General features: G+C 33.9%; 16 protein-coding genes and 1 pseudogene. All 17 read left to right on the forward strand.

From position 1 onward, the window contains the following. Positions 1 to 112: 112 nt before the first annotated feature. Positions 113 to 1,249: a glycoside hydrolase family 88 protein gene (locus tag Q4Q34_RS15660; protein WP_303315294.1), complete on the forward strand. Its 1,137-nt coding sequence runs from the start codon at positions 113 to 115 to the stop codon at positions 1,247 to 1,249. Beyond that, complete coding sequence (locus Q4Q34_RS15665) at positions 1,246 to 2,823, forward strand: DUF4955 domain-containing protein (RefSeq protein ID WP_303315293.1); 1,578 nt, start codon at positions 1,246 to 1,248, stop codon at positions 2,821 to 2,823. The genes Q4Q34_RS15660 and Q4Q34_RS15665 overlap by 4 nt, the downstream gene beginning before the upstream one ends. Positions 2,824 to 2,828: 5 nt before the next feature. Beyond that, positions 2,829 to 3,428: a CBM96 family carbohydrate-binding protein gene (locus tag Q4Q34_RS15670; protein ID WP_303315292.1), complete on the forward strand. Its 600-nt coding sequence runs from the start codon at positions 2,829 to 2,831 to the stop codon at positions 3,426 to 3,428. 1 nt (position 3,429) lies between these two features. Then, on the forward strand, positions 3,430 to 5,022 hold the full coding sequence (locus Q4Q34_RS15675; protein ID WP_303315291.1) for a sulfatase family protein: 1,593 nt from the start codon (positions 3,430 to 3,432) through the stop codon (positions 5,020 to 5,022). Positions 5,023 to 5,068: 46 nt separating this feature from the next. Beyond that, positions 5,069 to 6,649 (forward strand): sulfatase family protein, encoded by a 1,581-nt coding sequence (locus Q4Q34_RS15680; protein ID WP_303315290.1) that lies wholly within the window; start codon positions 5,069 to 5,071, stop codon positions 6,647 to 6,649. A 34-nt stretch (positions 6,650 to 6,683) separates the two neighbouring features. Beyond that, entirely contained in the window at positions 6,684 to 8,438 is a 1,755-nt protein-coding gene (locus Q4Q34_RS15685) for a family 43 glycosylhydrolase (RefSeq protein ID WP_303315288.1), read from the forward strand. A 223-nt stretch (positions 8,439 to 8,661) separates the two neighbouring features. Then, positions 8,662 to 11,838, forward strand: a complete 3,177-nt coding sequence (locus Q4Q34_RS15690; RefSeq protein ID WP_303315287.1) for a chondroitinase family polysaccharide lyase — start codon at positions 8,662 to 8,664, stop codon at positions 11,836 to 11,838. Between the two features lie 102 nt (positions 11,839 to 11,940). After that, the gene (locus Q4Q34_RS15695; RefSeq protein ID WP_303315286.1) at positions 11,941 to 12,894 is read left to right on the forward strand and encodes a T9SS type A sorting domain-containing protein; all 954 of its coding nucleotides are present in this window, start codon (positions 11,941 to 11,943) and stop codon (positions 12,892 to 12,894) included. Positions 12,895 to 13,250: 356 nt separating this feature from the next. Then, on the forward strand, positions 13,251 to 14,219 hold the full coding sequence (locus Q4Q34_RS15700; protein WP_303315285.1) for a TRAP transporter substrate-binding protein: 969 nt from the start codon (positions 13,251 to 13,253) through the stop codon (positions 14,217 to 14,219). A gap of 26 nt (positions 14,220 to 14,245) precedes the next feature. After that, the gene (locus tag Q4Q34_RS15705; RefSeq protein WP_303315284.1) at positions 14,246 to 14,710 is read left to right on the forward strand and encodes a TRAP transporter small permease; all 465 of its coding nucleotides are present in this window, start codon (positions 14,246 to 14,248) and stop codon (positions 14,708 to 14,710) included. Next, complete coding sequence (locus Q4Q34_RS15710; protein ID WP_303315283.1) at positions 14,710 to 16,008, forward strand: TRAP transporter large permease; 1,299 nt, start codon at positions 14,710 to 14,712, stop codon at positions 16,006 to 16,008. The genes Q4Q34_RS15705 and Q4Q34_RS15710 overlap by 1 nt, the downstream gene beginning before the upstream one ends. Positions 16,009 to 16,199: 191 nt before the next feature. Next, positions 16,200 to 17,771 carry a ThuA domain-containing protein gene (locus Q4Q34_RS15715; protein ID WP_303315282.1) on the forward strand — a complete coding sequence of 524 codons (1,572 nt, stop codon included), beginning with the start codon at positions 16,200 to 16,202 and terminating at the stop codon, positions 17,769 to 17,771. Positions 17,772 to 18,277: 506 nt separating this feature from the next. After that, positions 18,278 to 20,170 (forward strand): T9SS type A sorting domain-containing protein, encoded by a 1,893-nt coding sequence (locus Q4Q34_RS15720; protein WP_303315281.1) that lies wholly within the window; start codon positions 18,278 to 18,280, stop codon positions 20,168 to 20,170. Between the two features lie 163 nt (positions 20,171 to 20,333). Next, positions 20,334 to 20,532: pseudogene (locus tag Q4Q34_RS19655) on the forward strand (transposase); the annotation flags it as partial. A gap of 447 nt (positions 20,533 to 20,979) precedes the next feature. Continuing rightward, a complete protein-coding gene (locus tag Q4Q34_RS15730) occupies positions 20,980 to 22,485 on the forward strand; it encodes a hypothetical protein (RefSeq protein ID WP_303315280.1) in 1,506 nt (501 codons plus the stop codon). Next, on the forward strand, positions 22,485 to 23,546 hold the full coding sequence (locus Q4Q34_RS15735; RefSeq protein WP_303315278.1) for a S8 family serine peptidase: 1,062 nt from the start codon (positions 22,485 to 22,487) through the stop codon (positions 23,544 to 23,546). Before Q4Q34_RS15730 ends, Q4Q34_RS15735 begins: the two co-directional genes overlap by 1 nt. Beyond that, positions 23,543 to 25,468, forward strand: a complete 1,926-nt coding sequence (locus tag Q4Q34_RS15740; protein WP_303315277.1) for a hypothetical protein — start codon at positions 23,543 to 23,545, stop codon at positions 25,466 to 25,468. Before Q4Q34_RS15735 ends, Q4Q34_RS15740 begins: the two co-directional genes overlap by 4 nt. Positions 25,469 to 25,484 lie beyond the last annotated feature (16 nt).

Consider the following 25,484-nt stretch of genomic DNA (forward strand, 5'->3'; position numbering starts at 1 on the left):
AACCAACAGCATTTAAAAAAATAAAAACGTTCAATAATCAGTAAAGACTAGCCTGAAAATGAGAGAAAACAAATTATTATTTTTAATAATAATAAGCTTAATGCTTTCGTGTATGAATTCCACTCCAAATAAGGAGAAAGTTTTTCAAAAGCAATATTTGGAATCTGCAGCAGAACAATTATCAGGCTTATTAAAGATTGCTGAAAAGGAAAATAGAAACCCAAGAACCGTTCAGAAGAATGGAGAGATACATTGGACTAAAAAATCGTTTGATTGGACGGAAGGTTTTTTCCCTGGAAGTTGTTGGTATTTATACGAATTTACAAATGATGCTAAATGGAAAAATGCTGCTGAAAAATTTCAAACTCAATTTGAAGATCACAAGAATCTAACCACAAATCATGATTTAGGTTTTGTTTTTAATTCGTCTTACGGAAATGGTTATAGGTTAACTAAAGATGAGACATTTAAACAAGTTATGATTACAGCTGCCGATTCTTTACTCAGTCGTTTTAATCCAGTAGTTGGTTGTATTAAAAGTTGGGATACCGAGAAAGGTTGGCAATCTAAAAGAAATTGGAAATTCCCTGTCATTATAGATAATATGATGAATTTAGAGTTACTGTTTGAGGTGTCCGAATTAACAGGAAACCCTAAATATAAAAATGCGGCGATAACGCATGCCAATACCACTTTAAAAAATCACTTTAGAGATGATAATAGTTCGTATCATGTCATAGATTACGACCCTGAAACGGGTACCGTTAGAAGCAAACAAACAGCGCAAGGATTTGCCGATGAAAGTTCCTGGGCAAGAGGGCAAGCATGGGGGCTTTATGGGTTTACAGTATGCTATAGATACACGCAAGATACTAGCTATTTAAATCAAGCCAAAAAGATAGCAAACTATATTTTAAATTATCCGGGCACCCCAAAAGATGGCATTCCTTATTGGGATTATAATGCGCCTAACATTCCTAATGAACCTCGCGATGTTTCGGCAGCTACTGTAACGGTTTCGGCACTATTAGAACTGGATAAATACACACAAGAATCTTATCGTTTAAATATTGATAAGATAATAAACACCTTATCATCAGAAAAATACACGGCTAAATTAGGAGAGAACAATAACTTTATTTTAAAGCATAGTGTGGGCAGTATTCCGCATAACAACGAAATTGACGTTCCCTTAAACTATGCAGATTATTACTATATTGAAGCATTGCTTAGATATGAATCATTATGAATTTAAGGTTTTTAAGAACAATATATTTTAGTTTCTGCGCTGTCGCTTTATTACTTTGTACAAATTGTAAAGCACAAGAAAGTGTGGTTTGGAAAGATTATAAAAGGGCAAAAAAGAATGGTACAGAACCTATATTACCCGATTTTTCTTATTCAGGATATAAGTACAGCGAAGTAGAAATTCCATATGTAGACTATAAAACATTTGACGTTACCCATTTTGGAGCTATTGCAAACGATACCCTATCTGATAAAGAAGCAATTAAAAAAGCTATTTTAGAAGCAAAGAAAAATGGCAAAGGGGTCATCTATTTTCCAAAAGGTAAATATTACATCAATACGGAGGCAGACGACGAAAGTATTATTAAAATTAATGCTTCAAATATTGTGTTTCGGGGTGAAGATAAAGCGAATACCATCCTTTTCTTTGAAAAAGATTTGCCGCCTTCAAATCCAGATAAATTGTGGAGTTGCCCTAATGCCATTCAGGTATCAACAAATAAAAAAAATACTGTTTTAACTACTATTGTTTCCGATTCAAAAAGAGAAACACATACCATTGAGGTTAAAAATGCGTCAAAAATTAAAAAAGGAGATTGGATCGTTTTAGAAGTATTAAATAATAGTAAAGACCTTATAAATTACGATTTAGGCGCTTTAAAACCAGAAAAAAAATGGAAATCTCTACTAGAAAAAGGTGTTAAAGTAAACGAACATCATCAAGTAGCCGAAGTAAATAACAATACTATTTCATTGGTTTCTCCAATCCATTATGATATACAATCTAAACATCATTGGACAGTTTCCAGTTTTGAGCATGTAAACCATACAGGGTTCGAGAATTTAACATTTCAAGGCAATTGGTTAAAGAAATTTGTACATCACAGATCTGCACAAGACGATGGAGGGTGGAGCATATTAAAAATTTCAAAGGCGGTAGATTCGTGGGTTAAAGACTGTATGTTTAAAGATGTTAGTAATGGTGTTAGCTTTTCGTCTTCAGCCTCATGTACTGCGTTAAACGTTACTATTGAAGGTAATTATGGGCATAGTGCGATGCACGCATCAGGTTCTACAGGAATACTAATGGCCAATATTAATGATGTTGCAGGTATGCACCATTCCATAGGTGTTGGAGGAGGTAGTACCACGGGAACTGTAATCTGGAGAAGCAAATACGCGTCCCATACATCCTTCGAATCTCATGCATCGCAACCGCGTTGTACACTTTTTGATAATGTAGAAGGCGGCTTTTTTCAAGGAAGAGCTGGTGGTGCAGTTCAAAACTTACCCAATCACGGCAAGTATTTAGTATTATGGAATTTTAAGGAAACCGATGAGCCCGAAACCGACTTTCGTTTTGTAGCAACCGATACTTGGTACTGGAGAATGGTACCACCAATTATTGTTGGGTTTCATGGTGCTGGTACGACCTTTAAAAAAGATGAAGTACAAATAATTGAGAGCTTAGGCAATCCTGTACAGCCCGAATCTCTTTTTGAAGAACAATTAAAATTACGTTTAGGCAAATTGCCCAAATGGATTATAGATATAAAAAACAACAAAAAAAATTAAATATTATGAAATTGAAATGGTTACCGTATGCATTATTTTTTTGTGCATCAATTTATGCTGAAGCACAAGACAATTTTAAAATTATTGCTTCTGAAGATACTTACGTTCAAGGGGGTGAGACTTCTGCCAAGGCTATGGGAGAAACATCCAAAAAACAGCTTAGAATATCCAATTCTAATGCAAAAAATAAATATGCCAGAATAACCTATTTAAAGTTTCTACTTCCAAAAAAACTTAAAAGTATGGAGAGCGCCATGCTACACATACCAGTTAAGGTTTTTAATAAAACAGATGATTTAGAAAAAACATTTAAACTAGATGTGTATACAGTACAAAGTGATAATTGGAATGAAAGTACTTTAACTTGGGATACAAAACCAGAGGTAAACAAAAAGGTAGGTAGCATAAATTTGAAAAAAACCGAAGGTAAACAAAGTGAATGGCAAGAAATAGTTTTGAACACTTATGAAATATTTAAAATGCATTCAAGAAAGGATACTACAATTACATTGGCATTATTAAATACAGATTTTAATAAGACAGCTGCCATTTGCCCAAGTAAAGAACAATCTATAAGTTCAGCCGCGTATTTAGTAATTAAATAGTATGAAAAAAATTTATCTGGTATCCGCATTACTTTGCCTGCTTAGTCTTTTTGGATGTAAATCACATACTAAAAAAGAAGACCTAGCTCAAAATACCATCATAGAAACCCCTAAAAAACCAAATATTCTTATTGTCTTTCCAGATCAACTTAGAAGGTATAGCGCTGGGTTTTGGTCTGAAGCACCTTATAAAGATTTGGTTGTTGGTAAGCCAGATTTAGTTGTCACACCAAGCATAGATAAATTGGCAAAAAACGGAGTGGTTTTTACTCAGGCAGTTAGTAATTATCCGTTGTGTAGTCCTTATAGAGGCATGTTGATGTCTGGTAAATACCCAGAGCAAAATGGTATTTGGAATAATTGTAAAGTCGGTAGAGATCATAGTTTAAAAGATGATATTCCAACCATTCCAGATTTATTCTTAAATGCAGGTTACAATACTGCCTATTTTGGAAAATGCCATTGGCTAAAGCCAGAACCATTATTTGACGATAAAGGTAATTACGTTGGCACTACAGAACCACCAGGAGGTCATTATGTTAATAAATACGATACTTATGTGCCTACAGGAAAACGTCATGGTATTGAGTATTTTTATGAATCTATTAAGGATTCTCACTTTAACCCACATATTTATTCTAATGATCCCTTTACTATTGAAGGTAAAAAAGATGGGGAATTGCACTTGCCTAAAATATTTTCTCCAAAGAATGAATCTAAAATAATCATTGATTATTTAAAAAACACCAGAGGACAAAGAGATGCAAGTAAGCCTTTTTGTATGATATGGTCCATGAATCCACCTCATAATCCCTGGAGTGATGACAATACGGATATGGAAACTTTAAGAAAGTACTACGATGCAGATAAATTTCCAGAAATCGATACCCTATTAGTTAGAGGTAATGCAGATAAAGAAGTTGGTAATTACGTAAGGCATTACTATGCCAACGTTACAAGTTCAGATTACTATATCGGATTGGTACTGGATCAACTAGAAAAAATGGGAGCCTTAGATAATACCATTGTGGTTTTTAGTTCAGATCATGGGGAAATGTTAGGAAGTCATGGAAAGCAAGGAAAAAATGCTGTTGAACTGGAAGCCTCAGCAATTCCGTTTATTATCCATTGGCCAAAAGGATTAAAACAAGAAACAACAGATGTTTTATTTAGCGTCCCAGATGTATTACCAACCATAATGGGGCTTGCAGGATTAGAAAACCAAATCCCTAACGAGATTGAAGGCACTAATTTTTCATCGTTATTAATGAATAAAGAAAACAGTACTGTTAAAAAACCAGAAGCCATTTTATTTATGCTGGGTAATTCTAGAGGTGTTTTTACAGATAGGTATTCTCTTTGTTTAAGAGAAAACAAAAAACAATGGGATAAAGATAAAGGAACCAAAGTTGAAGAAGCTTTTTTCTACGACAACTTAAAAGATCCTTATCAACTTAATAAAATTGATATAAAAGAACAACCAGAGGTTTCAAATGTGTTACTTAAAGCATTAGCTAGACTATTAGAAAAAACCAACGACCCATGGTTTCAAGAGAAAAAATACAAGGATATTATTCCCTATAGTACTATCTAAAATAATTAATTTAGAAACAAAATTTCATATTACAGACATTCCAAACATGGCATATAATTTTAAAAAAAAGACTTCAAAAGGTATATTTTACACACTATCATTATGTATTGTATTTATCACATGCTATAGCTGTCAGAAAAAAAACAAGAAAGTAGAAGTAGCCCCTCAAGAAAAACCAAACATCGTTATGATTTATCTGGATGATTTGGGTTATGGCGATCTGAGTTCTTACGGAGCAAAAGGTTTAGAAACACCAAACATAGATAGGTTGGTTAATGGAGGTGTAAAATTCACAAACGGCTACGCCACTTCCGCTACCTGTTCCCCAAGTAGGTATGCACTTCTTACAGGTATGTACCCTTGGAGAAATAAAGATGCTAAAATTTTACCGGGCACAGCACCATTATTAATTAGTACAGAACAACAAACGTTACCTAAATTACTTAAAAATGAAGGCTATCAAACAGCGGTCATTGGGAAATGGCATTTGGGATTAGGACAGGGTATTGTGGATTGGAATAAAAAAATAACACCAGGCCCTAATGAAGTAGGGTTTGATTATTCATACGTTATGGCGGCTACCCAAGATCGTGTTCCAACGGTTTATATAGATAATGGATTTGTAGATGGTTTAGACCCTAACGATCCTATCGAAATAAATTATGAAACAAATTTTGAAGGACAGCCAACAGGGAAAGACAATCCAGAATTACTTAGTATGAAATGGCACCATGGCCATAATAGTAGCATTGTTAATGGCATTCCCAGAATTGGTTATATGAAAGGGGGCGAATCGGCCAAATGGAGTGATGTAGATATGGCAGACCACTTTCTAAACAAAGTACAAAGTTATGTGAAAGCACATAAAAACGAACCCTTCTTTTTGTATTATGCTATGCAACAACCGCATGTACCGCGTACACCACACCCTAGATTTGTTGGAGCTTCTAAATTAGGGCCTAGAGGCGATGTGATAGCTGAAGCAGACTGGTGCGTAGGAGCGTTTATAAAAACTTTAGAAGATGAAAATCTGTTAGAAAATACATTGATTATTTTATCCAGTGATAACGGACCCGTGCTAAATGATGGTTATTATGACGATGCTGTTGAAAAATTAGGAGAACACGATCCAAATGGTACACTTCGTGGTGGTAAATACAGTTTGTTTGAGGCTGGTACAAGAGTGCCTTTTATCACGTATTGGAAAGGAAAAATAGCACCTACGGTTTCTGATGCTTTGGTGTGTCAAGTAGATTTAATGGAATCTATAGCGCATTTAGTTGATAATAAAACTGAAAATCTAGACAGCAAAAATTTACTAAATACATTCTTAGGGAAAAGTAAAAAAGGACGAGAAGAACTTGTTATTGAAGCGACTACCAGAACAGCCTTTAGAAAAGGAGATTGGATTATGATTCCACCTTATAAAGGTCCTGAAATAGAAAAACAGGTAAATATTGAATTGGGTAATGCAGATGATTATATGCTTTTTAATTTAAAGGAAGATGTTGGTCAAAAAAATAATCTAGCCCAAAAAATGCCTGAAAAGTTAAAAACAATGATTGCCGAATTTGAAGCCATAAGAGGTAAAGATTATTTAAAAACAGAAGCATTAGAATTAAAATAGAAACCATAGGTTCTAGTTAAAAAACAGGAATTAGATGTATAAAAAAATAACAGTCTTATTTTTTCTTTCAGTATTAAGTGTATCATTTTTTAGTTGCAATAACAGCACAAAAAAGACTTCAGATGAAATTGCACAACCAACAAAGCAAACGGTGGTATGCAACCCATTAGATATTAGTTACAGATTTGCTGTAGATGATGGCTCTTCAAGACGCGAAGCAGCAGACCCAACGGTGGTGCTTTACAAAGACGATTATTACTTGTTTGCATCGAAATCTGGAGGCTATTGGACGTCAAACGATTTAGTTACCTGGGATTTCATTACATCCAAACAACTCCCATTTGAGGATTATGCGCCTACTGCAGTGGTTATTAAAGACACCCTGTATTTTATGGCATCCAATAATAAAGCGCCAATAACCATTTATAAAACAACCGATCCAAAATCTGGGGAGTGGGAGGTTGCAAATCCGAACTTTCCAATAGCGATGACAGACCCAGCCTTGTTTTATGATGAAGGTCGATTATTTCTGTACTACGGTTGTTCAAATAAAAATCCCTTAGAAGTTGTAGAGTTAGATGTTAAAACCTTAAACCCAATATCGGAACCTATAGCCATTTTAAATAGTAAAAAAGAAGATTACGGTTGGGAACGCTGGGGCGATTATAACGACCAGGATCTTAACCCTTGGATAGAAGGTGCATGGGTTAATAAACATCAAGGGAAATATTATTTACAATATGCAGGCCCTGGAACACGATTTAAAAGTTATAACGATGGGGTTTATATTGCAGACAATCCATTAGGGCCTTTTAAATTGGCGGAGCACAACCCCATGGCTATTAAACCAGAAGGCTTTATAAACGGTGCTGGACACGGCAACACATTTCAAGATCGTTATGGGAATTACTGGCATACGGGGACTATGGTTCTTACATTAAAACATAAATTTGAAAGGAGAATTGGTATGTATCCTGCTTTTTTTGATGATGATAATATGCTATATGCGTATACTGGTTTTGGAGATTTTCCTTATGAAGTGCCTCAAAAGAAAATTTCAAGCCCTCAAGAAGTGTTTCCCAATTGGATGCTGTTGTCGTATGATAAACCCATTAGAGTATCTTCAGAGTTAGAAGATCATACAAAAAATTTAGCTTCAGATGAAGAAGTAAGAACCTATTGGAGTGCCAAAACGGGAAACCAAGGCGAGTGGTTTCAGATGGATTTAGAAAAAGAGGTGGTAATCAATGCTGTTCAAATAAATTATGCGGAGCACAACACAACGTTGCATGGTAGAAATGCAAATATTTACCATCAATACCTTTTAGAATATTCACAAGATAATAGCACATGGTACCCTTTAATTGATAAAACAAAGCATAAAGAAGACGCGCCTCACGACTTTACGCCATTACAAACTCCGGTTAAAGCAAGGTATTTAAAAATGACAAATTATAGTGTCCCGGATGGAACATTTGCATTAGCCGATTTCAGGGTTTTTGGAAATGCGCAAGGCAATATTCCAACTGAAAAACCAAAATTAGAAATATCAAGATTGGAAAACGATAAATGTATTGTCAACCTAAAATGGAATAGTATTGATGGTGCATTTGGGTATAATATCCGCTACGGGATTCATCCAGAAAAATTATACCATAATTATCAGGTTCTAAAAAACGATTCTCTTACTATTAGAACGTTAAATAAATTTCAAACGTATTACTTCACGATTGATACATTCAATGAAAATGGCATTTTAAAGGGAACAGAAATCATAGAAGTCAATTAAATAAATCTCTCAAAACCTATGGTTTGTTAAATACCCTATACCTACAAGGTTTTAAAAACCTTGTAGGTATGAATTTAGAATGTTTACTAATAAAACAAAAAACCTGACAGGTCTTAGGTCTGAAAAGACGAATTTAACCCTATAAATGAATTTTATGTCTCCTGTCCCTTCAAGTTCTGAAACATATTTTTGGAGTATTAATTGCTAAAAGAAAATATCTAATATGATACACCACTATTTTTATATGCTAATAAAGCGTAACCTAATACGTTTTAAACTAGTCCTTCTTATTTTTATTTGTTTTCAAGCTCGAGTTCATGCTCAAGATCAATCTTTTGAAGGCACATCGGTACCATCAAATTGGAACGCGGCTTTGGGGAGCTTATCTATTTCATCAAATCATTATAAATTAGGAAGCAAATCATTGCAATGGGATTGGTCTGCAAATGATGAATTAACAGTTACCAATTTACAGGCAGAAGGATTAGTACCCGCACAAGTTCAAAGCTTTTTTCAAAATATGTTTAGAATTTGGATTTATAATACCAATGCCATTAACACAGGTAGTTTAGAAATTGAATTTTATGATAATAATGGTGTTAAACAATTCAATTATCCATTTTATTTAAACTTTACGGGTTGGAGAGCTGGTTCAGCTAGTTATAGACATGAAATGTTGGGACCAAAAGGCTCCGATAATATTACGACGTTAAAAATTAAGGCTCCAACATCAGGAAGTGGCACTTTACATTTCGATTTTATAGACTACACTATGGAACGAAATACTGATCGATCTGCCGATTATCAATTACCTTTTATAACCTTAGATAACGGAAAGCATTGGTTTGATTTTATGTATTTTCAATCGTTACCAAAAACAATTCCTGCTACAACACCATCAGCACAAGAATTGGCAGATTTTAATGTAGTTAAGCAAAAATATGATGATCTTATTTTAGGAAATGCCCCTAGTAATTCAAACCTGAACAATGCCATTTCAGCATATAATAACCAAGACATTGTCTATTCTGGAGGGATTGTAACAGGAAAACCCCTTTATGGAAAAGATTACGGAAATGCTCAAAATATTGATGTCGTTGATGGTTTTATCCACACACTAGCAAGAGATTATAAACATAAAAATACAGCAACAAGTTTAACGTATTTTTTAAACACGGTGAGGTACCTTTTAGATCAAGGTTACGCAGATGGCAGTTTATTAGAAACTATGCACCATATTGGTTATAGTTTTAGGGACGTTTCAAAAGCGATTCATCTTATGAAAGACGAACTTGTAACTGCAGGTTTGTGGGATGAAGCTAGAAAAATGGTGGAATGGTATGCTGGTACAGACATTATTTGGCATCCATCAGCATATAAAAGTAATATGGATGATGCTTTAACGAGAGCAATTTCTATACTGGGTGCATGTTTGTATAAAGAAACAGATGCTGAGAAAGTACAATATTTAAAAGGCTACAAACAATATGTAGAAAATTGGTTAACACCAAGATCTTTAGTTAGTAAAAATGGAGTAAAGGTCGATTATACAGGATTTCATCATGGTACTTATTATCCACAATATGCTTTTGGAGCGTATAAAAGTCTTTCTACGGCTGTAAACTTTATATCTGGAGGGGTTTATGGCATAAGTAACTCCAAAAAAGATGTCTTTAAAAACATGTTATTGGGTGCCAGAGTGAACATGTCTAACAACGATTTCCCTAACGGATTGTCAGGAAGAAGTCCATTTAATGATATCTCCATCACCAGTGCTTATAAAAATTTAGGATTGTCAACGCCTATAGATACTCAGTTATTAGAGACATACAACGGAATAACAGGAGGTGATTCGCAAACGAATGCTTATGGCTCTGAAACGCTTCCGACAGGGTTTTGGCAAATAAATTATGCCAATTTAGGAACGTATAGACAGGATAATTGGTTAGCAGGTATTAAAGGATTTAATAACTATTTCTGGGGAACGGAAATATACAGCTCAGATAACCGCTACGGGCGTTACCAAAGTTATGGGTCTATAGAGATACTTTACCCTGGTGGTGCATCAAATTCTGGTACTGTTATTGGCGGATGGGATTGGAACAAAACTCCGGGAGCAACCACGATTCATTTACCTTTTTCAAGTTTAAAGGCGAGTAAAAGCAGGCAAGATGAGTTTACGGATTCCAATTTTGCGAGTAGTCTTCGTTTTGGAACAAAAAACGCTTATTATATTGACGATAAAATTGAAGGCAGTTATGGTATGTTTGGTATGGATTTTACCCAAAAAGCCATTACAGCAACTCATAATCCAACATTTACATTTAAGAAATCGGTATTTTGTTTTGATGGCAAAATCATTTGTTTAGGAAGTAATATCAATAATAATGATGCTTCAAATATTACAGCTACGAACTTATTTCAAAATAAACTCAGCGCAACGTCCACACCGATTCAAGTTGATAATGTTAGCACATCAAATTTCCCGTATAATTCAACTTTAAATAGTAGTGCAAACCATTGGATTATCGATGCGTACAATACAGGTTATTTTGTGAAAAGCGCAACGGTGGTTATTGATAGAAAAAATCAAGTGTCGCCAAGAGAAAATGGAAGAGGAGGTACGACCTCAGGGAATTTTGCTTCAGCTTATATAAATCATGGCACAGCACCTGTAAATTCAAATTATGAATATGTTATCATTCCTGGTACCAATAGTACAGATATGATAGCATTTACAAATAATATGAATAGTAACGCCACAGCATTTTACGAAGTTTTACAACATGATGACATGGCACATATTGTTAAATATAATGCTATGAGAGGTTATGCTCTTTTTAATTCAGGAAATTTTGGTAATACAGCGACCTTAAAAAGTAATGATGCACCATGTTTGATAATGACAGAGGAAACTGGAAATGATTTAAAAATGACAGTGGTTAATCCAGATTTAAATAAGAATGACACGACAGAAGAAAGTCAAATCAAGACAATTAATTTGGTTTTAAATGGCGAATGGACCTTAAATGTAAGTTCTGGTGGTGCTGTAAATGTTACTTCGGGGACTAATGAAACCACTATTACTATAGATACTAAAGACGCTTTACCAGTTGACATGGCATTAAGCAAAACGGCATTATCCATAGAGGATGTAGATTTTAATAAAGGCATCATCGCATTTCCTAACCCCACAGATAGTATTATAAACATAAAAACATTAAACAAAGCGATTAAAATAGTAGAAGTAAACTTGATTGATGAAACAGGAAAATTAATCCATAGTCAAAAAAGCGATACCCCTATAAATGTGGCTTCGTTTTCAAATGGAATTTATTTTTTAACAATAAAATCTAGGGAAAATATAATCTCTACTAAAAAAATAATCATAAAAAAATAGAAAGACGAATTGACCCCCTATTTCTGAATTACTTGTACCTCATCATACACTTGTGTTTCCAATAGTTTTACCAAAGTTAAACAATCCTTAAACTTAAATATTATGAAAAAAATTACTTTTTGTTTGTGCATTGTATTTATGGTTATGTCTATAACCCTAAAAGCACAGACGACTTTTTATTACGATGATTTTAGATTTGCAGCCAATTCAGGTTATACAAGCTTTATTACTAGTAATCCTAATGGACTTGCCGAAAGTACACTTATTGTAAGAGCACAGGTAGCTCCACCAGAGAGTCTTTTTGATTATACAAGACCTGCAAATAATATTGGTGCAAGAACCGATGTTAGAGATCAAAGAGCAGTTAGGTTAAGCGGAAATGATGGTGGGGGTAATTTTTTAGGTACTACATGGATAGTAACCGATGCTGTAGATTTATCAACAAAAGCAAATGCAATAGTATCATTTGCAACAAGAAGTAGATTTAAAGAAGGCGCAGGGGGAGACCCATTTACCTTAATGTATGCTACAAATTATACAGATGGTACAGACCCAAGTACGGTAACATGGACAGACATAACAGCAAATGTAGTAAGCCTAAGTACGGATGCTTTTGGTGTTGATGATGCATGGACGTATGCTTATTTAGATTTGAGTGCTTTTGTATCGCTATCAGGCTCTGATAAATTTGCTTTTGCTTTTAAATATGATTTCAATGATGATGGTGTATTTAATTCGTCAACAAATAGGAATGGCTCTTGGTTTATTTCTGATGTAAGATTCGTAGAAAATAGTCCAGTATTATCAACTAGTAGTAATGTTATTGAAAAAAACATAAGTGTTTATCCTAATCCTGTAGAAAGTACTTTAAACATTAACGCCATAAACAATATTGAAATTAAGGAATTAAGCCTTATAAACGTATTAGGTAAAACGGTATATACAGCTAAAGGTGTAAATCAAATAGACGTCAGTAATTTTGCTAAAGGCATATATATATTAAAAGTTACGTCTTCTAATAATGGCATTTTAAATAAAAAAGTAATTGTAGATTAATAGCAATCAAAGAAGGTATTTAAAATTTCTCATAACATAAAAGAAAGGATTTTATGTTACGGGAAATACCTTTTTTAATAGCAATTCAAAATATAGTTTTGAAGATCCTCATCAATGCATAAATCACCTTTGTAATTAGGGCGATTCAAAAATCGAAATGCTGTTATTTAGATTCCCGTTCCTTTCTGTCTACAGATAGGTTCACGGGAATGATAATTTCAATGGAAACTCCGAAGCTGAGCTTTGAGAATTCTTTTCGATTAAAAATGTTGATGGAGGCATATGAGTCGCACTCGGAAAATTTCCGAATAGCAACTAAAAAGATTGGGTAGTATTAATAAAAAACAAAGGAATTAATGAAAATAAAAATGATCATTATTTTACTTGTTTGCTTCTATGGTTGCGGCAAAGTATCTAAATATAAAACCATTAAACTGGCACATGGTTTAGATACCAATCATCCAGTACACAAGGCTATGCTAAAAATGGGTGAAGACTTAGATAGCTTGTCAAAAGGTACGTTAAAGCTAGAAATCTACCCAAATCAGCAATTGGGTTCAGAACGTCAATGTTTAGAGTTATTGCAAATTGGTAGTTTGGGAATGACAAAAGTATCTGCGGCCGTTATGGAAAACTTTTCACCAGATATGAAAGTGTTTGGATTGCCATTCTTATTTAGGGATAAAGCACACACATTTAAAACTTTGGATGGTGTAATTGGAAAAGAATTATTGGACGGTGGAACCCAATATTGGTTAAAAGGCTTAGGTTATTATGATGCGGGCAGCAGAAGTTTTTATACCAAAAAAGAACCTATATTAAGTCCAGATAATTTGGATGGATTAAAAATTAGAGTCATGGAAAGTGTAACTGCCATGAACATGATTCGTAGTATGGGAGGGTCGCCAACCCCAATTTCATCTGGAGAACTTTATACGGCACTTCAACAAGGCGTAGTAGATGGTGCAGAAAATAATCCACCAACATTTTATCTTTCAAGGCAATACGAAGTTTGTAAATACTTTTCCTTAGATGAACATACCACCATACCAGATGTTTTAATTATTAGCACACATGTATGGGAAGCGTTAAACTCCCAGCAAAAAAAGTGGTTGCAATTAGCAGCTGATGCCTCTGTTAAATATCAAAGAAAGTTATGGGCAATTTCTGAGGAAGAAGCTCTTGAATCAGTTAAAAAAGCAGGAGTTACTATTACCAGGCCTGATAAAACAATGTTTAAGGAAAAAGTTGAATCTGTATATGAAGATTATAAAGATGATGAATCGGTTTATAAGCTTCTAAAAAGAATTCAGGCTATACAATAAATATGTAACTCAATAAGCATATCCATATGGAGCTAAGAAAAAAAATAGATACAATTTTAGGAACCGTGCTAGTCATAATAATGGGAGGTATGGTTGTTAATGTTTTATGGCAGGTTTTTACCCGTTTTGTTATAGGAACTCCCAGTTCATTTACAGATGAATTAGCAAGATATCTTATGATTTGGGTAGGCGTACTCGGTGCAGCTTATATCTCTGGAAGACGAATGCACGTTGCCATAGATTTACTCCCAACAAGACTGAATAAAGAAGGGCAAGTTAAACTTAAAATTTTTGTAAATATCATTATTATCCTCTTTTGCTTTTTTGCTTTAGTTATTGGTGGTTTTAGGTTGGTATACATTACTTCTATATTAAAACAAAGCTCTCCTGCATTGCAAATCCCTCTGTCTGTTGTGTATTTTGTTATCCCTATAAGTGGTATGCTAATTATCTATTATAAAATCTCGGATATTTTAAACAAACAATTATAATGGAATATTTACCAATACTCGTATTAGTTCTTAGCTTCGTTGCCCTACTTTTTATAGGAGTTCCTGTTGCTTGGAGCATTGCTATTTCATCTTTATTAACTATGATGGTAAGTATTTCTGCACTACCAGCACTTACAACAGTCTCTCAAAGAATAGGAACAGGACTCGATAGTTTTGCACTACTTGCCATTCCATTTTTTGTACTCTCAGGACAATTAATGAATAAAGGAGGAATCGCACATCGTTTAATAAATTTTGCAAAGACCTTAGTAGGTGCTTTACCAGGTGGTTTAGCACTTATAAATGTAATCGCTGCGATGTTAATGGGAGCTATAGCTGGATCTGCTATGGCTTCAGCGTCAGCAATGGGGAGCATTTTAGGGCCAGAAATGGAAAAGGAAGGTTATTCCAAGGAGTTTGGAGCCGCAGTAAATGTAACATCCTCTACAGTAGGATTGATTATTCCGCCTAGTAACGTTTTAATCGTTTATTCTTTGGCTAGTGGTGGGGTATCTATAGCAGCACTTTTTTTGGCAGGTTACATACCAGGAATATTAACAGGTTTGTTTTTAATGATTGTAGCTTCTCTGTATGCTAAAAAGAAGAAATACAATATAGGTAAAAGGAGCTCATTAAAGGAAGTCGCTAAAACATTTGTTAGTGCATTTCCTAGTTTATTGCTTTTGGTTGTTATTATGGGAGGTATTGTGGCAGGGATATTTACTGCCACAGAAGCTTCAGCAATAGCAGTGCTTTACACATTGGTACTAGGTTTTTGGTATAAAGAAATAAAAACTAAAGACCTTCCAAAAATATTATTGGATTCTTGTGGTACTACGGCAATCGTAATGCTTTTAATAGGAACATCAATGAGTATGTCTTGGGTAATGTCTTACGAAAATATTCCGCAGGATATTAGTACCATGTTATTAGGACTCAGTAGCAACCCTATAGTCATTTTGTTAATTATAAACTTGTTGCTATTGTTTGTTGGTATTTTTATGGATATGACTCCTGCAGTTTTAATTTTTACACCCATTTTCTTACCTATAATTATAGAATTAGGAATGGATCCGGTGCAGTTTGGTATCATAATGATTTTAAACTTATGTGTAGGATTGTGTACACCACCAGTAGGCTCGGTACTTTTTGTGGGCGTAGGTATAGCAAATACGACTATTGAAAAAGTCATTAAACCCCTTTTGCCACTTTTTCTGGCTATGATAATTTCATTATTTCTAGTAACATATTTTTCAGAATTAAGTTTGTGGTTACCTAGGTTTTTTGGGGTCATTTAAAAGATATTCAGCATTTATGTCATGATTTGAACCATTTGTTACAAATTATCTTATGAGATAGGTGTAATTTTATAGTCACAACTTTTAATAGTATCACAAAGTATTATATTGGGTATAATATAAAGAGTTTCTCTGTTAAGAATATTTGAGGAGCTAGGTGGCTATTGCAAAAAGAATAAAAAAACTATTATATGAAGAAATTGATATCAATACTAATACTTTGTATTATCTCTTTTGAGGTTCTAGCATGTTCTAAAATCACAACAAAATCACAACTTAACATTTTAGTGTTTACCAAAACAGCTGGTTTTAGGCATACCAGTATTCCTGAAGGTATTAAAGCATTAAGAACTTTGAGTGATGAACAATTGTGGAATATGACAGCTACTGAAGATGCCTCATTTTTTAACCCAGGCTATCTAGAAAAAATAGATGTTGTGATATTTATGAATACCACCGGTGATATTTTAAATGAGAAACAAGAAAAAGCTTTTGAAAATTACATAAAAAAAGGAGGTGGTTTTGTTGGTATTCATGGGGCGACTCACACTGAACTAAACTGGAATTTTTATTATGATTTGGTCGGTGCTCAATTTGAGAAGCATCCTAAAATTCAAGAAGCACGGTTAATAGTACATCAGGATACCAAGCATCCAGCTATAAATATGTTGGATAATGAATGGGTAACTACCGACGAATGGTACTATTTTAAAGAACCTCTTAAGTCCCATTGTAAAGTTTTGTTGGACATTGATGAAAGTACTATAGTAGGTAGTCCTAATTCTGGTAGTTCACATCCTATAGCCTGGTATCATGAAAAATTTAATGGTCGTGTATTTTATACAGGTCTTGGACATACCAATGAACAATACTCAAATCCATTTTTTATAGAACACTTAAAAAACGGTGTTTTATGGGCAGGAAAGTTATACGATATAAGCTTGTCTAACCAATGGATAAATTTATTGGATGAGGATTTAACCGCGTGGGATAAATACATTGGTGTACCACATACCAGTGTTGATTTACCCTTTGATTTTCCTAAAAGTGACGATGTCACCAAAGGCACACCCCTTGGTTTAAATAATGATGTTTTGAATGTGTTTTCAGTAGGCCAAAATAAAGAAAAGGAAAATATTCTAAATATTACAGGAGAGATTTATGGTGGATTAACAACAAAACATATGTACCAAAACTACCATTTTAAATGTGAGTTTAAATGGGGCGAAAAAAAATGGGAACCTCGTTTGGGCTCAAAGCGGGATAATGGCATCTTATTTCATGCTACGGGTGCACATGCTGGTTTTTGGAATGTTTGGATGCGCAGTTTAGAATGTCAAGTGCAAGAAGGCGATTTTGGAGATTTTTTTCCTTTATCTGGTACTATAGCAGAAATTCCCGTTGTAAATTCTCCAAAAGGCAAAGGACATGTATACAATTCAAAAGGTGTTGAAATAACATCTTCATTTTTAGGAAAACATACAGGAGGTAGAATTCAGCGATCTAAAAATATGGAAAACCCTCATGGGGAATGGAATACAGTAGAAATTTATGCTTTTGGGGATAGAGCTGTATTTGTTGTTAATGGAGAAGTGGTTTCAACCTTAAAGAATACACGCTATGAAACTAATGGAATTGAAATACCATTGAAAGGGGGGCGTCTACAAATCCAATCTGAAGCAGCTGAATGTTATTATAAGTCTATACAGATTAAGGGTATTGATGCTTTTCCTGAGCATATTAAAAGAATAACAGGCTGGTAATCAAAACCAGAAAAACAGTATTTATATAAAGGAAGCGAAATACATTCGTATGATTTTTACATGATTCCTTTTGAGAATAGAACTACTAAAAATATTTGGAGTTAAGTAGATTTTACGAATATATAAACAAATAATCTTTCACAATTTAGTTAGTTTGATCTTCGATCCGTCTTGTTATTGATGTCAAAGAAAATTAAAAAGCCTGTAAACATTAAGTTTACAGGCTTTTATGGATTTTAGTAAATCCTCAGCGGATAATCTGTAAATATTTTATTAGAGGTAAAATAATTCAATCTTATGGTAATTTGATGCATACTATGTGTTTTTTTTAAGAGTACTTTTGTAAAATAAACTTTACAAGTTTTAAGACATCAATCCATATTAGGAGTCACCTACCTAAAACCTTAGGGTAGTTCCTTGTCTTTAAGAATGTAATAATCCGATACTTATTTAGTCTTGATACAAGAAAGACTAAAATACTCCTTAAATCTAAATAACTATTAAAAATGAAAAAAAAAATATTTTTTAACCTTTTTGTAATTTTGTTTGTCACATTCAATTCCATTGGCCAAACATTTAATGAAAAAACCCTAGAAGAAAGAACTCGTCCTTACGGAGATGCAGATAAACCTGGTATATCCTGGAAAATACGTTGGGACAGATCAGATTTATTTAATAATGATAATTTTCCAGATTCAGACTTTAAATATGACACCAGAAGATGGACAAAAACACCAGAAAATGTTCAAAGTTGGGTTTGGCGTAACAAACAAAATATCGAACAAAGAGATGGGTCTCTGTATATAACAGCTAGATATAATGAGTCTGGTTTTCCAGAAAATAGAGTTCCATCAGCTTGTGTTAATGGAAGTCCATCATCTACTTTGGTACCTGTTAGATTTTCATCTGGTATGTTGAGAAGTTCTACACCTGGTTTTGTCTATGGTTATTATGAAGCTGCTATTAAAGGAAGTGCTGGTTTTCCTGGGGTTTCACCAGCATTTTGGTTATATAACTCAATAAAATCAAACCAGACTGTTGGTAAAGTACGTTATTCTGAGATTGATATTGTAGAACTTACTCAAGAAGGAACAAGTGAGGCTAAAAGAAAAGTAATGGACCATAATTTGCATGCTATTACTTCAGCTTCAACAAGACATAAATTTGATTCTTCGCTTAACCGACCAGTTGGAGCTTTTGTTCCTGCAGTAAATCAAAATGGTGGATTGTCTTTAGGGCCTATTAGTAGTACTGCGGGAAGAAGATGGTGGAGACCAAAACAAAATACTGCCGCACAAAGAAATGAAACCCATGAGTTTGAACCTAGAGATATTAATATTTTTGGTTGCTTGGTTACATCCCAGGAAATAGTTTGGTATGTGAACGGGAAAGAGATTGGAAGAAAGCCAAATGTACTATGGCAAAAGGAATCTGATTTATCAAACCCTATGAGAATTACATTATCTTTAGGAATCAGAGCGCCTTATAACCAATTTTGCAGTAATAGATTTGTGATGCCAAACCCGTCGGTACTTGAAAGAGCTAAGGATTTCTTTCCGCAAACTATGCAGGTTTTATACGTGAAAGTATTTGAGCTAACTAGTGATTCTTCACCGATAGTTTCTGTGAATAATGTTGTTATAGAGCAGTCAGAAGTGCCATTACGAGTTGGCGGAAATACCATACTCACACCAGTAATCCTACCTAAAGAAGCTTCAAACAAAAACTTTACGTTTTATAGTGTTTCTGGTATGGACGTTGCAAGAATAGATTCTAAGACTGGTATTGTAACGGCCTTAAAAAAAGGTTCAGCAACTTTTAGAGTTATAACAGAAGACGGAAATTTCTTTGATGATATTACCGTAACAGTTAGTGAAAACCCAGGGCAAACTAGAAATATAAACATACCTGTGCCTCCTGGGTCAGCTGGATTAGTGCCTTCAGGTCCCGATAACCCAGGCAACTCTAATTGTGAAAATATACCTGTTTGGAAGAAGTCTGATGTTTATGTAATAGGAGATAAGGTTAAGCTTGAAGGAAAGTTATACGAATTAAAATCTAGTAAAGGTAAGTGTAGACCCGGTGTTAACTCTCAATGTTCAATAAATCAATGGAAAGAAATAGGTTCTTGTGAGCTACAAAATAAAGAAGCTTTACAAATACCTGATAATGAAATTGAGATTGGTGTGTACCCTAACCCAACAATGAATATGGTTAATATTATTTCTAAGAAAGGATCAATAATTTCAATCCTTAGCCCTAGCGGAAAAGTAGTATTCAAAGAGGTAAGTAAAGGTGAAATCAGTTCTTTTGACACTCATGGTTTATCTAGAGGCTTGTACCTTGTTACAATCCAAAATAAAAATGAAGTTATAACTAAAAAACTTATTATAAAGTAAAATACAATTTAAAAAGAGTGTTAGTTTTAGATTTACACTAATATGCACAAATTAGTTTAATTGTACATATAAATATCTTCACGGTTTTTGAATTGTGAAGATATTTATTATTACAATCCTCATAGATTAATTTTGTTATCCGTTTTATTGATATTCAAGTCTACTACGATGTAGAACAATTTTGGTTCAAATATACGAGTCAGGAGATGTTATAATATTGAAAGGTGTTGTATCCAAAGATCACGTTCACATACATATTAAATATCGTCCCTCGTTAAGTTTGAGCTATTTGATAAAGAAACTCCAGAAAGTTGCAGGTTGAGTACCCATCATTGAAGCAGCGCTATTGGAGACGTAATTTTTGCTTAAATACAACAATTTTTTAAATAGTTGACTAAATATAAAACAGAAAAACTTTAAATACTTGTTAGTTAAGTGGTTACGGTTTTGTTAAGTGGAGAAAAAGAGGCTCCGCTGGCCTTTAAATTTTATCAGTGATATCAAATTTTCGTTTTTTAAGTTGCCTTAGGGTAACTCATAGGGTAACCTTTTTTTTAAACATAAAGAATATTTTTTTGCAGTTGGACTGGAGGAACGGACACAAAATCTATATGTGATAGGAAGAACTTCGAGAATTACAAAAAGAATCGTAAGATATTGATTCTTAGTAAAAAAAATCTTATATTTAAACTCTCCTAAGAATTAATTTCTACATTTTTTGTCCCAATTATAAATAATTAATACCCAGTATGTATACTATTATACTGTATTAATAATTAAGTCAGTATTCATTAATAAAAAATCTTGATATGACAGGAAGTGTAGCTCTAGATGTGGTAATTGGGTTAGTATTTATTTACTTACTCTACAGTCTTTTCGCCACAACAATTATGGAAATGATCAATTCATTTCTAGGCTTAAGAGCCAGAAATTTACGATATGCTTTGAGGCGAATGTTAATGGATGAAAAAGAATTTAGTTCTAATAATAATTTAAAGAAGAAATTCTTTAGACTGATTATTAATCACCTTCTAAAAATTACAGGGAAAGCGTACAATCTAATGAAACCAGATCTTTTTAATGATTTTTACAAACAGCCTTCTATTAAATACCTTGGAGGAGGAGGTCTGTGGAATAAACCTGCCTACATAACTTCTCAGAACTTTTCAAAGGCTTTAATTGATTCATTAAAGGACTTGGGTGACGATGGACTAGATAATCCGATTGAAAAAATTAAGAGTGGTATTAAAAAAGTTGGAATTGATCGTTCTAATGATCAGGCAATTCTAGCATATAAAAATCCGAAAAACAAAAAGTGGATACAGAAAACCTCTGTAGAAACGAAGCATTTCATCAGAAAACAGTTAAATTTAGATATAGAACATGAATCTTCGACTAAAAAACATCTAGTATCCTTAATGGAAGATGCTAATAACGATCTTCAGAAATTTGAGTATTTATTGCAGCAGTGGTTTGATGACACCATGGAACGTTCCACAGGTTGGTTTAAGCGTAGGGTTCAGTATTTCTTATTTTTTATTGGTTTTATTTTAGCTATAAGCTTCAATGCAGATACGTTAAGTATCATTAAAAAATTATCAAACGATACTAAAGCACGTGAGCAGCTTGTGGCTCATGCCAGTAATTATGGAAAAGATAATGAGAACTTAATTAAAAAAATCAACAGTTTACAGACCAATCCGACAAGTAATCCAGGTAAAGATAGTCTTAAAACACAAAGTATTAAGGAAGTCATTAAAAGTAATAACGATTCGTTGCACAAAATAAGTCAGACCTTACAGAAAGATATTGTAAGAGCTCAAAATATCATCGCATCAAACTGGCGCATACCAGATAGAATACTCAATAATCCCGTTAAAGACATTCCGAAGGACTTCACCAAACATGGCTATAAGCTCGTTGTTTGGGATATTATGAGAGGAAGAGACAACAAAAAGAAAGTAAAAAAAGACACAGTTGATGTTTCTATTCTAGTACATAAATCGATAGACAAAGCACTTTTTGAAAAAAGTATTCGTCCCACCAGTCGTGCTGACTTCAATAAAGGTATTATTGATGTCAATAAACGAAATTATAAATGGAGCTATGTTTTTAAGAGTAAAGGATTTCGCTTTATGCATCTTTGGGGATATGTATTAACAGCTTTAGCCATTTCATTAGGTTCACCATTTTGGTTCGACCTCTTAAATCGTTTGATAAAATTACGCAGTTCTCTCAAACCTAAAGAACAGCAGAAATCAAATGCTACTTTAAAACCTAATGAAGACGTCAACATTATGCATCGTGTAGGCTAATGAAAGTAACCGTTTCTAAATATCTTAATGTAAGGGTAGGTGAGCCTCGATTAGATGCACCTAACTATCAGTATTTGGCTCCTGGAAGTATTCTTGAAGTGGATGGTAAACTGTATAATGGTCAGGATTATGAAGGTAATTCCTTGTGGTATAAAGACCTTGCAGGAAATTATTATTGGAGTGGAGGAATCTTAGATCCAAGTTTTAAACCAAATATTTGGGAGCAATTTAAAATAGACAAATTTTGGTGGTTTAAAGATTATAACCTTGATAAAGTTTGGAAGAGCAGTAATAAAGGATCAAAAATCAAAGTGGCTATACTTGATACTGGTTTATCGCTTCCTCATTCCGATTTAGATGTCAACTCAATTACGCTTCAAGATGTTACTGATAGTGATTCGACAGAGGACTGGACAGGCCATGGCACACATGTTTGTGGTATTTTAAATGCTGCGCATAATACTAAAGGTGTTTATGGATTAGCACCAAATGTAGACCTTTATTTTGCAAAAGTTACCAACGATATCGTAGGAGATTCTCTAGATTTTTTGGTTAAAGGAATTGATTGGGCTGTTGCAAATAGCGTTGATATTATCTCGATAAGTAAAGGTTTTCAAAACGATTCAAATTTATTAAAAGCAGCTATTTCGAGAGCGGCTAAAAGTAATATACTTATTGTGTGTGCAGCAGGTAATAAATTGCACAACACACATGTAGATATTGATTTTCCCGCCAGATATTCAGAAACAATTTCAGTAGGAGGAATTTTAAGGAACAAGAAGGTGTTGGGGGATACAATTAACACTAATCAAACAGATATATTTGCGCCTGGATTTGAGGTCTTATCAACATTTAAAAAAAATTCATATAAAAAACTGTCTGGGTCAAGTCAGGCAGCACCTTTTGTTGCAGGTCTAGCTGCTTTACTCTTGTCTAAAATTAGAAAGAACAATCCAAAATTTAAGGCAATTGACCTTAAAGATCATTTGCTTTCAACCAGTGATAACCAATCATTTGGTAAAGTTGTAAATCCACTTAACGCTATAAATAACACACCATGAAAAAACTACTATTCGTCCTTTATTGTTTTCCAATACTATCTTTTGCTCAGACTGTCTATTACGATGCCATTGAATTGAGCAAGCTTAATCCGAAAACTGTTGGGAATAAGATATTTTTTCCGGTAATAGGTGACAATAATAAGGCTGCAGCAGAAATATTAATAAAGTATACAGGAGGCTCTAATTACAATCAGGTACAAGCTGCTTTGGCAACGAATGCCTTTATTAGTTTACCTGCAGACAACTCTGTTAGTGGTAGAGTTGCTATAACCCCTAATTCTAATATTTTGGGATCAGTTGGTAACCTGAACGTCAATACTATTGCAGACAGTGTTGTGAAATTTTTAATAGATAGGGCCAAAGAAGAATTAACGGTAGCATTTTTTGACAGGTTTCAAGAGGTTTTTAACGGTTATCCAGAGTTCCAATTACTGTTTCCAGAAACACATGAGAATTTTAAAATTATTGAGACTTTTAATTTTAATAGATACCTCAATTCCTTACAAGAAGGCTTTCTTCAAGACTTAAAGGAATTGCATATCAATTTAATCAAGCTTGATCAGGTTACGTGTCAACCCAAGAACAAAAAATGTACAAAAAGAGTAACTTTTTACAACAACTTTTTTACGAACGACGGTGGTCGCCTTTTAAAAACGGGTTTAACTCTAATTGAAGAATTAAAAGAAGGAACTAACCCTGCAGAAATATTAACACATATTACTAAAAATTCTGAGTTTAATAAGCTATCTGATCCCAGTTTCACCAATGTTAAAAACTTAATGAAGTTTACAGACTTGATATCCAATAGTTTCAGAAGTGCTACAGATAATGTGACATGGGTTTCAAATAACGACATTATTAATATGATTAGCAATCCTGTAACGTTCAAGATTTATCTTGGATTGCTATATCAACTCGATAGCTCTAACCCTATAAACTTTGAGACCTCAAACGGGACCAAATCATTACAAAATATACTTGGAAACTTAGCTCAAAATGTCGCGCCTATCGAAAATTATTTAAGAAAGGTTGTTAATGATATTGATCAAATTAGGATTGCATGGGATCATTTAAAGAGTTTTGAAGGATCTGATCATATACCAGAGGGTATAGACTACTACGCATTTTACCAAAGTATTATTTCATTGCTTGGGGATATTTCTGAACTCAACCCTGTATTAAAACCATTAAACAGTAGTATTATTAAACACAAAATAGAAATTGAAAAGTTTTTACAATTAGCAAATAGAGCTGGAAACATCTATCGCGATTTGTCTACTAAGAACTATTCAACCTTAATCGTGGATCTTAGATTCTTACTAGAGGATATGCGAGTAAAAAACTCACCTTTTTTAGAAGAGTTTCTAAAATATGGTTCATTTATGGTGGGCATTGCTCAAGCGAAAGATTCAGATGAAGTCCATCAAATTATTGAATCTATTGCCTTGCCATCCGGAAGTTCTATCATAAAGAAACGATCTAAGTTCAATGTATCCTTAAATTCGTATGTTGGGATTTCTCCTAGTTTAGAATATAATGGCGATACCAAAGACTCTAAATTCAGCTTGGGAGTAAATGTCCCTATTGGTGTTGCTACTAGTTGGGGAGCTAAAAAAGGTGGTTCATTTTCTTTATTTTTTCCTTTAATAGATTTAGGTGCTGTGACTAATTTTCGATTCTCGGATGAAAAAACCGAAGAATTACCAGAGATTAAACTTGAGAATATTTTTGCACCTGGGTTTTACGTGGTACACGGTTGGGCAAGGCTACCCATTTCATGGGGCGTAGGCGGACAACTAGGACCACAGCTGCGTGAGGTCAACCCAATGGATATTGTTGTAGATGCCGATACTTCCTTTTCCTTTAAAGCCTTTATAGCCGTGGATATTCCATTATTAAACTTTTATACAAAATCGCGTTAAATTATAAAACGATTAA

It is taken from the genome of Flavivirga abyssicola (assembly GCF_030540775.2).
In the GTDB taxonomy this organism is placed as follows: domain Bacteria; phylum Bacteroidota; class Bacteroidia; order Flavobacteriales; family Flavobacteriaceae; genus Flavivirga; species Flavivirga abyssicola.